Source organism: Prevotella brunnea, assembly GCF_008016795.1.
Lineage (GTDB): Bacteria > Bacteroidota > Bacteroidia > Bacteroidales > Bacteroidaceae > Prevotella > Prevotella brunnea.
Genome location: NZ_SDIK01000056.1, coordinates 82,716 through 96,004, shown reverse-complemented (window position 1 = coordinate 96,004; position 13,289 = coordinate 82,716). Strand labels below are relative to the sequence as shown.

The following is a 13,289-nucleotide window of genomic DNA, read 5'->3' as shown; positions in this document are numbered from 1 at the left end:
GCAGCAGCTCAGTGAGGTGTTCCAATTGGAGAACAACGAGATGAATTCCTTGCAGGGATACGAACAATTCATTACCTTTGTCGAGAAATGGGAAAGGAAATATCCTGCACTAAGAAAGTACAAGACCGAACGCAACAGTGCCTATTTCACGTATATGGACTTCCCGGCCCAAGTGCAGAGGTGCATATATACGACCAACTGGATTGAAAGGCTCAACAGGAAGTACAGGAGAACCATCCAAATGAGAACATCCATGCCATCAGAAAAGTCCGTCATCTTCCTCCTGGCAGCCGTGGCGATGGAGGAAACAAAGACAACATATGAAAGGAGAATATATCAATTCAAAAACTGGAAAGAAAAGAATAAAATAAAATAACAGTGGAAGTACAGAGAAAGGAAAGATGAATTACACACTTTTAAGGACACTACCTTTTCTTATCCCGAACTCACGTATAACTCATTGATAATCTATAATGGGATTTTGGATTATGCAGGAGCATGTGGAATTTTCCAGAGGTCTTAATGCGCAAAATTTAATATACGCAAAAAAAACAAATAATATTTAAAATAAAACAGCTTGTCCTAAAAAAAAGTATATATTTGTATTATATAATCTTTTAACAAAAAAATAACAATTATGAAAAGACATTTATTTTGTGTGCAACAACACTTTTATGCCTAAGTTTTAGCGCATGTAGTAATGATGAGGAACAAACTCAATTAACCAATCAACCGCAGGCGAAAATTATTCAAATGAATGAATACACAAATGCAGTATTGAAAAACAGGGATTTAATTACAAAATTTTGCATTGAGAAACAGAATAATGGAACAAGGGCAAGTGTCCAAAGCTCTATTGCAGAAGAAAACCTGGTAAAATCTTTATTACCAACAGCGAAAAAGTTTGCAGATGCAATAGGGCTAACTTATAATAATATCAAAGAAGTTACCCAAATAACTTCTCCCAAAGACTATGAAAAAGCATTGGTTGGCACACTACTTTTAGCATCAGAAATTAACAATTTAAATTACCAAAAGGAATTTAACACCAGGGGGGAGGAACTTTCAAAGACTGCTTTTTAGAAGTGGCTGGTATTACAGACGGGATAGCTCTTGTTGGTGCACTTTCAGTGGGTACCATGTCAAAAGCTCAGATTGTAAAAGCATTAAGAATAATTGGTCGTGTAGGAGGTAAAAATGTAGCAAGAGCCATTAGTGGTGCAGGTTTGCTTCTTATGGCTGGCGAAATTGCTTGGTGTATGTATTAAAGATTATAAAATATGAGAATAAAATGGATTTTATGGTTGGTGGCATTTGATGTCCTTTTAGCCCTTAGTCAATTAGCCGATATGGTAAGCTCTGGCACCATAGGCGCGAATCTACCAACAACGGCACGAATAATTGGACTGGCATGCTGCGGATGCTTAATAATAGAAAATGCGTATTTTAAGAAAGGAAAGATAAAGACACTATTCATATACAACACGTTATTGGCAGTACTCGTGATACGCTCAATTTATCTTATCTTTTTTGTTTAAGAAACGAACATCCCTCTGCTCTTCTTGATTATAAGAAAGTAGAGGGATGATAGTGAAGTACACCCTGAAAGTTGGACATAAAAACCTTCGGGATGTACTTCTCTATCAAAATAGTTGGCAATACAAGGATTATCCAAAACTGCCTGATTCTATCTTTTAGATGCATAATTGAGCAATATTAACGGTTTAGTATTTGAATTATAGTATATTTGTATCTCATAAACAATACTTAAACTACTACTAACAATACTAATGAAGACATTTAATAAAATCTCGGTGTAATGGACATTTGGTAGGCTGAAAAGCTCCAGATGTCCTTTATTTATTACCTTTGTACCATTTGAAAACCTATGAATAAAAAACATGTGTCTTCTGTGGCAGCTCAAATGTTAAAAAGAATGGTCATCGCCGGGGGCTGCAAATGTATTTTTGCGGTGATTGCAAGAAGCAATTTCAAGGTGGTTATCGCATTGAGGGTATCTCATTATGGAAAAGCTATCTGACAGAGAAACGAACTGTTAAAGAATTGTCGGTTATGCATAAATGTTCGGAAAGAATAATACGTAGGAAAATAAATTTGGTGATAGATAGTTTTTTCCCCTTCCTATCCCAAGGAAGCAACTGGCATAATTGATACAACGTATTTCTCAAGAACATTTGGCGGAACGGTATGATTTTAATTCGCTTTTGAAACACCCTTTGCCAAGGAGCGAAATGTGGGTTTAGATGGTTTGACACAGATTTGGTCATGATAGCTGCCGGGCATTTAACCTTGCCGCCGCCATGAAATAAGATGACAAAAACAGTGTTCGGGATGTGATTTGTAATCTGTTGATAATCAGGATAATATTAATTGTGATTTAAAAGCTTAGCTTTTGCCCTGCAATTCATGACCTTTTGCCGTGCAGAAGGTAAGCTTTTGGAGAGTGAAAGTTGAGCTTTGTGCCGGCGGGATGGAAAAAATCAGGACGTTATTGACGGGATGGAGGGAGTTATTTTTCGTTCAAGCGGTAGCCGGCGGGTGTTTTCATGATGTGATGTGTGTTGAGGAAGCGTTGTTCGTCGAAGTGGTTGCCATCGTGGCATGAGGTGAAAATGGGGAGTGTCTCGAGATCGGAGCGGAGAATTTTATGGGTGTGGAACAAGCGTTCGAAGAGGTGGTTCATCAATCTGCTGTTGAGGAGCGATGCCAACGCCCGACAACTGATGCCTAACGATGGTTTCGGCACGAGGATGTTTGCACTGTTGAGCACGAGGTTCTGTTGTGTGTCGCAGTGGAACACCAACTTGCGGGAAACGAAACGATAGATGAGTTTCTCGCTTGCTTCGTATAAGGGTCGGGGACCCACCTGCCGGCAGTCTTTCAGCGATTTGTCGATGTAGAGCGTTGGCGGTGCCAATGTTTCCGGCGATATGTCCCGTCCCCTGTAGATGGGTACGAGACCTTGGGCAGGGTGGGGACTGCAAATTCGGTTGTTGTCGCCCGTAACGATGCCCAAAGCCCATTCGGCGTTTCCTTTCAGCGAGCGGTGGGGCAGGGCGAGCAGTTTGCCGACGACGGCTTGTTCCTCCTTGGTTGTCCATGCGTTCAGGATGTGTTTCGGATTGTCTTCGAACGATGTTTGTCGCCTGTAGTGTTCCGTTTCCACACTGCAGCGCACTTCATGGTGTTTTTCCGGTTTTTTGTTTTTCAGTACAATGGAGAAAGCCTTTGACAACACGCCTTGGAACGGTTTGCCGTAATCCTTTATTTCCTTCAGTTCGCAGGCGAGGGCGCGTTTTCTGAGCGATTCGAAGGTGGCAATGTTCAGTACCGCTTCCGGAAGGAGGAACGCCAACGCGCCATCGGGTGCGAGCAGTTTCAGGGAAGCGAAGAAGAAGATGGAGCAGGTGTCTGTGCTTTTGCCACATTCGTAGTACTTGGCGAGGTTGTCTTTTTGCTTTTTGTTGAGTTTTTTCCCCCATGGCGGGTTCGTATAGATAAGGTCGAATCGGCGGTTGAGCGTTTTTCCGATGTTCAGGAAGTCGGCGCAGACGATGTGGGTTGGTTCCTTTCCCGTTTTTTCGCGAACCCGTTGTTTTGCTATTGCCACCGCCTGTTCATCGGTATCGAATCCATAGACGTTTTCCGGTTCGATGCCGCGTTCCAATGCTTCGATGATGAAGTTGCCGCAGCCGCAGCAGGGGTCGAGAAATGTGGTGTTTTTATCGGCCCTGATGTCGCGTGTCATGTCGGCGACGATGCTTTGTGGCGTGTAGAAAATTCCCTCTTTGTTGCGCCAAGCCTCGCTCAGTGATGCCTCGTATGTGGCTGCCGTTTTTGTTTTTTCCTTTCTTCTCTTCTCCTCCTTTTTCTTCTTGGTTGTCGCCGGCGCGTTTCCGCTTGTTGTTTTCCGGCTTTTGTTTGCCCGTGCCGTGAGGCGTTTTGTGTGGTCGAGCTGTTTCAGACATTCGTCCAGCGATGTGGCGCAGATGTTTCCCCGTCCTGCCGATTGCAACAATCCCGCCTTTGTCCAGTTGCGCACTGTTGCTTCCGACACTCCGAGTCGGTCGGCTGCCTCTCTGACGCGTATTTTTTCCACCGTTTTTTACTCTCTTCTCGTAACCATTACCAGACTATCCGCGCTCACTCTTGCCTTGAGCCATTGCGTCATTCTTTGTCGTTCTCGTTGGCTCTGCCAGTGGTTGGCGTCGAGTTTCACCACCGCCAACACATATTTCTTCGGTGGCATGGTGTCGATGGTTGCTTCGGTGGCAGGCGTGAGTGTCAGCGAGCGCACTCCGGGGTAGAGCGTTTTGATTTCCGGGCGCAGCAGTGTGCCCGCTTTCTCGTAGCGTTGATATTCTTCGAGCGATTCTTTCAGTTGGGCTATTTCCATCGATTGCTGTTGCAGAAGTCCCACGTTGTCGTTGTTGTTTCTGCCTGTGCCTGCCATGTTTGCCTCGAGTTTCATCAAGCTGTCGGGTCGCATGCCCTGAATCACTTCCAGGCGGATGCCTTTCAGTCCGCCGTATCGTTCCATTTCTTTTTGTGCCTCGGCAATTTGCTCGTCGGTGATGACGTTGCCCACCGCCACGACTCGGAAAGTGCTGTCGTTCCTCATGTCGTTGGCAACAATTTGTGTTCCTCCGAATGTGAGGTTTTCGCTCACAAAGCGATTCAATTGCCGTTTGAAGAAGCTGTCGCGCAGGAGGTTCAGGGTCATCATGCCGGCGGGTATCATCGTGAATACCACGATGGCGATAATGACGCGATGTACAAACTTGCGGCGAGTTTCGTCCACGTATTGCTTTCTTCGGAAGCGCAACAATCGCACACCGATGTAAGTGGCAACGGTGATGAAGACGGTGTTGATGAAATACAGGAAGAACGCACCTGCGAAGAAGGCGAGGTTGCCTGTTGCGATGCCGTATCCTGCGGTGCAGAGGGGTGGCATGAGGGCGGTGGCGATGGCAACACCCGGTATGACGTTGCCCTTGTCCTTGGCACATTGCACGGTGATGCCCGCCGCGCCACCGAAGAGGGCAATGAGCACGTCGTAGATGGTGGGAGCCGTGCGCGCGAGGAGTTCCGATTGCACTTCCTTGAATGGGGTGAGGAGGAAGTAAACGGTGGCGGTGATGATGCCGATGAGGGTGGCGATGAAGAGGTTTTTGCCCGATCGCTTGAGCAGTGGCAAGTCGTTGATGCCCACCGCCAAACCGATGCCGAGGATGGGACCCATGAGAGGCGATATGAGCATTGCGCCGATGATGACCGCCGTGGAGTTTACGTTCAGTCCGAGCGAGGCAATGAAGATGGCGAAAATGAGAATCCACAGGTTCGCTCCGCGAAAAGAAATGCTGGCGGTGATGTTTCCGATGATGTCAGCTTCGCGATCCTTGTCGCGCGACATGTCGAAGTAGCTTTTTATGTATTTCCAGATGGAGAAATTCTTGTCGTTTTGATTGCCGTTGTTTTGCGTTTGCGTTGTTTCCATTCGGTTCATGTTGTTTTATGCCTTGCAAAGTTACGCATTTCCCTTCGTTTACGCAACCCTCCCGACAGATATTTTTTTTGCTTTCTCCTCCCGGAAATATTGTCAGCCGGTGTTCTTTTGGCACAATTCTTGCTTTTCTAAAATCAAAAAAAACAGAAAGAAAGCTATGAATCATAATGAAATCCCCGTGCTTCTGCTCACGGGCTATTTGGGAAGCGGAAAGACAACACTTGTAAACAGGATTCTTGCCAATGAGAAGGGAGTGAAATTTGCCGTCATCGTGAACGACATCGGCGAGGTGAACATTGATGCCAACCTTATAGAGAAAGGTGGTGTGGTGGGGCAACAAGACGACTCGCTCGTGGCTTTGCAGAACGGTTGTATCTGCTGTACGCTGAAGATGGACCTCGTCAGTCAGCTCAACGACATTGTGAAGCTGGCGAAATTCGATTACATCGTCATCGAGGCAAGCGGCATTTGCGAACCGGCACCCATCGCGCAGACCATCAGCGTCTATCCCCAAATGTATCCCGACATGGCAAAAGAGGGGAGGGCGAAGCTCGATGCCATCGTAACGGTGGTGGACGCGCGAAGAATGCTCGATGAGTTCGCCGCAGGCAACGACCTGATGAAGAAAGATTTGGAGGAAGACGACTTGGAGAATTTGCTCATTCAGCAGATAGAATTTTGCAACATCGTTTTGCTCAATAAAGCTGCCGACGTGAGTCCGGAGGATTTGGGCAGAGTGAAAGCCATCGTCAGAGCATTGCAGCCCAAGGCGGAAATCATGGAATGTAACTATGGCGACATCGATCTTTCCGCCATTCTTCACACCGGCATCTTCGACTTCGACAAAGTGGCCACTTCAGCTTCATGGATAGCCGCCATAGAGGGGGAGGAGGAACACGACCACCACCATCATCACGACCACGACGAACTGCATAACGAGGAGAGTGGAGAGGCGTTGGAATATGGCATCGACACCTTCGTGTATTACAATCGCCGTCCGTTCGACATCAATTTCTTCGATGATTTCGTGGCGCGCAAATGGCAAAAGAACATCATTCGCTGCAAGGGCTTGTGCTATTTCGAGAACGAGAAGGATATATGTTATGTCTTTGAGCAGGCAGGCAAACAGGTGTCGCTGCGCAACGCCGGACAGTGGTATGCCACCATGCCGGAGTTCGAGCTGCGCGAGTTTCTCAAAAAGAATCCGGGTGTGCGCAAGGACTGGGAAGAACCTTATGGCGACAGAATGCAAAAACTCGTTTTTATCGGGCAACACCTTGACAAGGCTGCCATCACCAAAGCACTCGACCGGTGTTTGGTAGTGGCCGATGCCGACCGGTAGCGAGTCGATTGCGACTCATCGCATATACCACAGTCCTTTTTTCTTCACCATCGGAACAACAATCTGCTCGCGACCGCCATCGCCGAAATGGAACAGCAGATAGGCGTTTGCCGTGCTGTCCCTGCCGTTAAATTCGGTATGGTGGATGGAAATGGAGTCGATGCCATGGTGTTGCTCCTCCATCCGGTCGCAAAACTGCCGGAAATTCATCAGCATCTGGTCGCGATAGCTTCCGGGAATGGTGTCGGGCAGAAGGATGCCATCCATGAATAACGCGCTCTTGCCTGCAATGAGGCTCTCGTAATACACCTTGGCTGCCCGGGCAGCTATCATGCCGTGGTCGATAGTCTTGCCCGACTTCCCGCACGCCGTTGCCAACAATGTGGTGGCAAGGACGAGCGGGAAAGCAAGATGTCTGAGGTTTTTGCTATCCATTCTCCTTACTTTTGACGAATGAACACGTTGATGGGGCAACCGTTGAGGTTCCAGTTCTCGCGAATCTTGTTTTCCAAGAAGCGGCGATAAGGTTCCTTGACGTATTGTGGCAGGTTGGCGTAGAACACGAATGACGGAATCTGCGTGTTGGGCAGCTGTGAGCAATACTTTATCTTGATGTACTTGCCTTTCAGCGATGGTGGGGGCGTGTTCTCGATGATGGGGAGCATGACGGCGTTTAACTTTGTTGTGCCGACATGGATTTTCCGATTGAGATACACCTGCTTTGCCACGTCGAGGACTTTGAAGATGCGCTGTTTGGTGAGTGCAGAAGTGAAGATGATGGGGAAATCCACGAAGGGTGCCATGCGTCTGCGAATGGCGTCCTCGAACGTCTTGATGACCTTTTGGCTCTTGTCTTCCACCAAGTCCCACTTGTTTACCACCACCACCAAACTCTTGTTGTTACGCTGTATGAGTTGAAAGATGTTCATGTCCTGTGCCTCTATTCCGCGAGTGGCATCGATCATGAGGAGGCAGACATCTGAGTTTTCGATGCTTCGGATGGAACGCATGACGGAATAGAACTCCAAGTCCTCCGTTACTTTGTTTTTTCGTCGGATGCCGGCGGTATCGACGAGGTAGAAATCAAATCCGAACTTTGTGTATCGTGTGTAAATGCTGTCGCGTGTGGTGCCCGCTATTTCGGTAACGATGTTGCGGTCTTCTCCGATGAAGGCGTTGATAATGCTCGACTTGCCTGCGTTGGGTCTGCCCACTACGGCGAAGCGTGGGATTTCGTCTTCGAGGTCTTCTTCCGGAAGGTCTTTGAGTCTTTCGAGGAGCAGGTCGAGCAGTTCGCCCGTACCGCTTCCGGTCTGTGCGCTGATGCAAACCGGTTCGCCCAGTCCCAATCTGTAGAATTCTGCCGCCTGATAATATTCGCCACTGTTATCCACTTTGTTGGCAACGAGGATGACGGGGAGTTTGGCTCGTCGGAGGATTTGTGCCACGTCCTGATCCCAATCCGTTACGCCTGTTTCGTTATCGACGATGAAGAGGACGAAGTCGGCTTCCTCTGTTGCTATGAGCACTTGTTTTCGTATTGCGTCTTCGAAGATGTCGTCTGAGTTTACCACCCATCCTCCGGTATCGACGACTGAGAATTCTCGTCCGTTCCATTGGCATTTGCCGTATTGTCTGTCGCGTGTGGTGCCGGCTGTATCGCTGACGATGGCGCGCCGACTTTGGGTGAGGCGATTGAAAAGTGTGGATTTGCCCACATTGGGGCGTCCCACGATTGCTACTAAGTTTGCCATAAGTTTGTATTTTCCTTCCCGAAAGTCCCGGAAAGGTTGTGAAGGCGTGGTCGGGTGCCTTCAAACGTAATTGCCTGGAATGACCGGTTCCCGGCCCTCGCATTGTGCGAGAGTGTGCCCTACCATGCAGTCAGGGCAAAACAGGGGGAGATTCCCGTGATTGTTTATTCGGGATTGTATCCGAAGTTGTTCAGTTCTTTCTGTGAGTTGCGCCAGTCTTTATCCACTTTCACGAAGGTTTCAAGGAATATTTTTTTGTTGAAGAAGTGTTCCAGACTTTTGCGTGCCTCTGTGGAGACTTTCTTCAGTGCTTGTCCCTGATGGCCGATGATGATGCCTTTCTGACTGTCGCGCTCCACGTAGATGATGGCGTTGATATGGATTTTCTTGGTTTCTTCTTTGAAATGTTCCACCACTACTTCCACGGAATAGGGCACTTCCTTGTCGTAATAACGAAGGATTTTCTCGCGGATGATTTCCGTAACGAAGAATTTTGCCGGTTTGTCGGTCAATTGGTCTTTGTCGAAGTATGCCGGGCTTTCGGGCAATAGTTCCAAGATGCGCTTCATCAGCAAGTCTGTTCCAAACTTGTTTTTTGCCGATATGGGGAGTATCTCTGCTTTGGGCAGTAGTGTGTGCCATTTCTCGACTAATTCCACTACTTTTTTTTGTTCGCTCTCGTCGATTTTGTTGATGAGCAAGATGATGGGGATGTCCATCTGTGCTACTTTTGCGAGAAATTCCTTGTTTTTCTCCGGGTCTTCTATCACATCTGTTACGTAGAGCAGTATGTCGGCATCTGCCAGTGCCGATTCGGAGAAATGCAACATCATTTCCTGCATTTTGTAGTTGGGCTTCAACACTCCGGGTGTATCGGAGAAGACGATTTGTGCGTCATCGGTATTGACGATGCCCATGATGCGGTGGCGGGTGGTTTGTGCCTTGAAGGTGGCAATACTGATTTTCTCGCCGACAAGTTGGTTCATCAGCGTGCTTTTTCCCACATTTGGATTTCCCACAATGTTTACAAATCCGGCTTTGTGCATAATCGAAGATTGTTTTTAATCGAAAAACGCACCTTGTCTTTTATTGGAAAAGAAAGATGCGTTGAGACGTTTTTTTTATATCGTTCAGAGCTTATTTCTTTGCCACCTCCGAAGTTCCGTCGTAAGCCCATTTCAGATAGGATGCGCCGTGAACAAATCCTGCTCCGAAGGCTGTGAAGATGACGTTGTCGCCTTTCCGCAGTTTCGATTCGTAATCCCAAAGTGCGAGGGGGATGGTTGCTGCACTGGTGTTGCCATAGTGTTCGATGTTGATGAGCACCTTCTCAAGTGGCAACTCGGCGCGTTTGGCAACAGCTTCGATGATGCGCAGGTTGGCTTCGTGGGGCACCACCCAATCGATGGCATCGGCGGAGAGATTGTTCTTCCGCATGATTTCTGCCACGTCGTCGCTCATGCTCTTTACCGCGTAGCGGAAGACTGTTCTGCCTTCTTGGTAAAGATAGTGCAAGTGATGGTCCACGGTGAAGCGCGAGGGTGGACAGACTGAGCCGCCGGCTTTCATGTGAAGGAAGGGCAAGCCCTTTCCGTCGGTGCGCAGAAACGAGTTTCTGATGCCTATATTCTCTTCGTTGGTCGCTTCCATCAGGACCGCTCCCGCACCGTCGCCGAAGAGCACACAAGTCTGGCGGTCGGTGTAATCAACCATCGACGACATCTTGTCGGCTCCGATAACGATAATTCGCTTATAGCGTCCGCTCTGAATCATCGATGCTGCCACGTCTGTGGAATAAAGGAAACCACAGCAGGCGGCCGAGAAGTCAAAGCCGAAGGCGTTGCGCAATCCCAACTTGCCTATCACGATGGATGAGGTAGAGGGGAATTTATAGTCGGGAGTGGTGGTGGTAACGATAAGCGCATCGATGCTGTCCGGGTCTGCTCCGGTTTTTTGCAACAGTTCTTTGGCTGCTTTGCGTGCCATATAGCTTGTTCCCAAGCCTTCTTCCGTTAATATATGGCGTTCTTTTATGCCCACGCGGGCCATGATCCATTCATCGCTGGTATCGACCATGCGCGACAGTTCTTCGTTGTCGAGCACATAATCGGGCACGTATCCGCCGATACCGGTGATGATTGCGTTTATCTTCTCCATCCGCTGTTATTCAGCTGTTTCCTTTACGATGGCCACCTTGCCGCGATAGTAACCGCAGGTGGGGCAAACAGTGTGATAAACGTAGTACGCACCACAATTGGGGCAAACGGCGAGTGTGGGAGCCACTGCCTTGTCGTGAGTTCTTCTCTTGAGTGTACGGGTCTTTGACTGTCTTCTTTTAGGATGTGCCATAATGCTTAAATCTTTTAATAATTATTCTTTTAACTTTAATAGTGCTTCCCAGCGCGGATCAATGGTTGTCCCGGTGCCCTCACCGCTTCGGGCGGCAGAATGCTCGTTCAGAGTTCGTATCATGGCAGGGTTGCATTTTCCAGGTGCATGCACATGCTTGATAGGGATTGCGAGTACCATAAATTCGTAGATGTACCATGTTACATCGAGTATTCCTTCGTTCTCGGCCACAATAACACGGTCGCCATCTTCTGAGTTCACGTTTCCAAATTTGGCTTCGAGGTGCTGTTCGGTCTCGATGGGTTGTTCCATCGGGTCGAGACAAAGGTCGCAGGGAACAATCACCGTACCTTTTTCGCGAAAATCCAATGTGAAGAAATCATCCTTGGTACGAACAATATCGAGCGAAACACGCACAGAACCCTCACTCACCTCGGAAGCCTTAACTTCCTTAAAGTAAGCGTTATCCAGGGTGAACTCAAAGCTGTTCAAGCCAATGTTCAGACCTTTCAAATCGATTTTAAGGGTTTCAAAGTCCATAATCGGGTTGCAAAGTTACGAATATTTTTCTGATTTTTAGAAAATTGTAGATAGAAAATCGCAAAAAACATCAATGTCGTGCCAATTGTGCGCAGTGGTGTCCCAAATAAATTTGGTGAAACCTCATGCAAAGTTGCATCGAATCGTGGGATTTGACGTGTTTTCCTGCACGACCGAGCGGACATGTTTCCCCGTGTCGCCCCATGCTCATTCAGGTGGTGGCAAACGAATTGTTGATGCGGAACACGCCATCTGACCATTGAAAAAACATGACAAAAACAGCGATTCGTAATCTCTTGATAATCAGGACGATGTGAATGGTAATTTAAAAGCTTAGCTTTTGCACTTCAATACATGAGCTTTTGCAATGCAAAAGGTTAGCTTTCGGAAAGCAAAAGGTTAGCTTTGTGCCGATGGAATGGAAATTATGCGGACATTATCGGGTTGTGAGGGGTGGAGCGAAGACCGAAGAACCCTGTTTTCCACGGAACAAAATCGGGGTGGGAAAAGCAATGGAGGAAAGGGTTATTGTCGTTTTTTCAGTTCTATCCGGAAAGTGGTTCCGCGCCCCGGAGCCGACGACTTCACGTAGATTTTCCCATGGTGATATTCTTCTACGATGCGTTTGGCAAGACTGAGTCCCAAGCCCCATCCGCGATGTTTTGTGGTAAAGCCCGGTCGGAAGACGTTGCCTACATCTTTCTTTCTGATTCCCTTGCCCGTATCGCTGACCTCCACGCTGACTTCGCCGGCGGTTTCCTCAACGTGCAAGGTGATGGTGCCGGCTTCTCCTTTCATGGCATCGACGGCATTCTTGCAGAGATTTTCAATCACCCACTCGAAGAGGGAGGCGTTCATCTTGACGATAATTTCATGATTGGGAACTTCCAAAGCGATTCTGACGTGCTTCGAGGTGCGCTTGTCCATGTAATCCACCACATGTTCGAGCACATTGTTGAGCGACGAGGGCACGGGCTCGGGCTTGGAGCCGATTTTTGAAAAGCGGTCGGCAATGAGTTGCAAACGCTTCACGTCCTTGTCCATCTCCGGAAGAAGTGCATCGTGGGGATAGGTCTCTCGCAAAATGGTGGTCCATGCCATCAACGACGAGATGGGGGTGCCCAATTGGTGGGCAGTCTCCTTGCTCAATCCCACCCAAATCTTGTTCTGCTCGGAACGCTTGAGGGTCAGGAGGGCGAAAATGGCCAAGACGACAAACACGACGACCATGCCCAATTGCACATAAGGATAAATCGCCAAACGCTTCAATATCATCGACTCGTCATAGCAAACTACTATGACGTCGCGCCGTCCCGCCGACAATGGAATCTTTATGAATTGCCGTGCCTCCATGTACTGTTGTGCCAGGGCGGACACCTGACGCATGCTGTCGGCCTTACTCTCTGCCTTGAGGCGGACATTCCTGAAGTCGGTTACGCGATTGCGGTTGTCGAGGACGATGACCGGGATGGTGTTGTTTTCATTGAGCACCTTCAGCACCAATGCCAAGTCGGTGTTCTCGTCTGCCTGACTAAGCGCGCGCATTGCCTCCGCCCATACCTCCATCCGGCTGCGCTCTTGTTGTGCCAAGTCCTTCGTGAGCAAACTCGATGCCGCCAATGATGCCACCGCGATGACAATTGCCATCACCACCAGCCCGATCTTGATGCGTCGTATGTGATCTGTCCACTGCATAATTCTCATTGATAACGAGCGGCATCCCGATTTATTGCAAGACAGGCGGGATTATTATACGCGCCGGGGCTGGGAATGTGTC

General features: G+C 48.2%; 14 protein-coding genes and 1 pseudogene. 6 read left to right on the top strand and 9 right to left on the bottom strand.

The window, feature by feature from the left end; translation table 11 throughout:
• The 4 genes and pseudogenes from ETF27_RS08020 to ETF27_RS11820 all read left to right on the top strand — a co-directional run.
• A partial coding sequence (locus ETF27_RS08020; RefSeq protein ID WP_240048159.1) for a transposase occupies positions 1-376 on the top strand: 376 nt, incomplete at its 5' end.
• A 377-nt stretch (positions 377-753) separates the two neighbouring features.
• A complete protein-coding gene (locus ETF27_RS08015; RefSeq protein ID WP_147785690.1) occupies positions 754-1,083 on the top strand; it encodes a hypothetical protein in 330 nt (109 codons plus the stop codon).
• A gap of 2 nt (positions 1,084-1,085) precedes the next feature.
• Positions 1,086-1,268 (top strand): hypothetical protein, encoded by a 183-nt coding sequence (locus ETF27_RS08010; protein WP_147785689.1) that lies wholly within the window; start codon positions 1,086-1,088, stop codon positions 1,266-1,268.
• 691 nt (positions 1,269-1,959) lie between these two features.
• Positions 1,960-2,200, top strand: a pseudogene (locus ETF27_RS11820) (IS256 family transposase, variant Zn-binding type); the annotation flags it as partial.
• Between the two features lie 330 nt (positions 2,201-2,530).
• Here ETF27_RS11820 and ETF27_RS08000 read toward each other — a convergent pair.
• Complete coding sequence (locus ETF27_RS08000) at positions 2,531-4,120, bottom strand: TaqI-like C-terminal specificity domain-containing protein (protein ID WP_147785687.1); 1,590 nt, start codon at positions 4,118-4,120, stop codon at positions 2,531-2,533.
• A 6-nt stretch (positions 4,121-4,126) separates the two neighbouring features.
• On the bottom strand, positions 4,127-5,518 hold the full coding sequence (locus ETF27_RS07995; protein ID WP_147785686.1) for a DUF389 domain-containing protein: 1,392 nt from the start codon (positions 5,516-5,518) through the stop codon (positions 4,127-4,129).
• A 166-nt stretch (positions 5,519-5,684) separates the two neighbouring features.
• Here ETF27_RS07995 and ETF27_RS07990 point away from each other — a divergent pair, with 166 nt between their 5' ends.
• On the top strand, positions 5,685-6,869 hold the full coding sequence (locus ETF27_RS07990; protein WP_130829791.1) for a CobW family GTP-binding protein: 1,185 nt from the start codon (positions 5,685-5,687) through the stop codon (positions 6,867-6,869).
• 15 nt (positions 6,870-6,884) lie between these two features.
• Here the strand turns inward: ETF27_RS07990 and ETF27_RS07985 are convergent, their stop codons facing one another.
• The 6 genes from ETF27_RS07985 to ETF27_RS07960 form a co-directional block, all read right to left on the bottom strand.
• Entirely contained in the window at positions 6,885-7,304 is a 420-nt protein-coding gene (locus tag ETF27_RS07985; RefSeq protein WP_130829790.1) for a hypothetical protein, read from the bottom strand.
• Between the two features lie 5 nt (positions 7,305-7,309).
• Positions 7,310-8,623, bottom strand: coding sequence for a ribosome biogenesis GTPase Der (der, locus tag ETF27_RS07980; RefSeq protein WP_130829789.1), 1,314 nt, complete (start codon positions 8,621-8,623; stop codon positions 7,310-7,312).
• A gap of 164 nt (positions 8,624-8,787) precedes the next feature.
• Complete coding sequence (gene era / locus ETF27_RS07975; RefSeq protein ID WP_130829788.1) at positions 8,788-9,669, bottom strand: GTPase Era; 882 nt, start codon at positions 9,667-9,669, stop codon at positions 8,788-8,790.
• Between the two features lie 91 nt (positions 9,670-9,760).
• A complete protein-coding gene (locus tag ETF27_RS07970) occupies positions 9,761-10,780 on the bottom strand; it encodes a beta-ketoacyl-ACP synthase III (RefSeq protein ID WP_130829787.1) in 1,020 nt (339 codons plus the stop codon).
• Positions 10,781-10,786: 6 nt separating this feature from the next.
• Positions 10,787-10,972 (bottom strand): 50S ribosomal protein L32, encoded by a 186-nt coding sequence (gene rpmF, locus ETF27_RS07965; RefSeq protein WP_021991536.1) that lies wholly within the window; start codon positions 10,970-10,972, stop codon positions 10,787-10,789.
• A gap of 21 nt (positions 10,973-10,993) precedes the next feature.
• A complete protein-coding gene (locus ETF27_RS07960; RefSeq protein ID WP_130829786.1) occupies positions 10,994-11,512 on the bottom strand; it encodes a YceD family protein in 519 nt (172 codons plus the stop codon).
• Positions 11,513-11,624: 112 nt separating this feature from the next.
• Between ETF27_RS07960 and ETF27_RS11180 the strand changes: the two genes are divergently transcribed.
• Entirely contained in the window at positions 11,625-11,768 is a 144-nt protein-coding gene (locus ETF27_RS11180; RefSeq protein ID WP_158635983.1) for a hypothetical protein, read from the top strand.
• A 269-nt stretch (positions 11,769-12,037) separates the two neighbouring features.
• Here ETF27_RS11180 and ETF27_RS07955 read toward each other — a convergent pair whose 3' ends face one another.
• Positions 12,038-13,207: a sensor histidine kinase gene (locus tag ETF27_RS07955; protein WP_193557209.1), complete on the bottom strand. Its 1,170-nt coding sequence runs from the start codon at positions 13,205-13,207 to the stop codon at positions 12,038-12,040.
• Between the last annotated feature and the right edge of the window lie 82 nt (positions 13,208-13,289).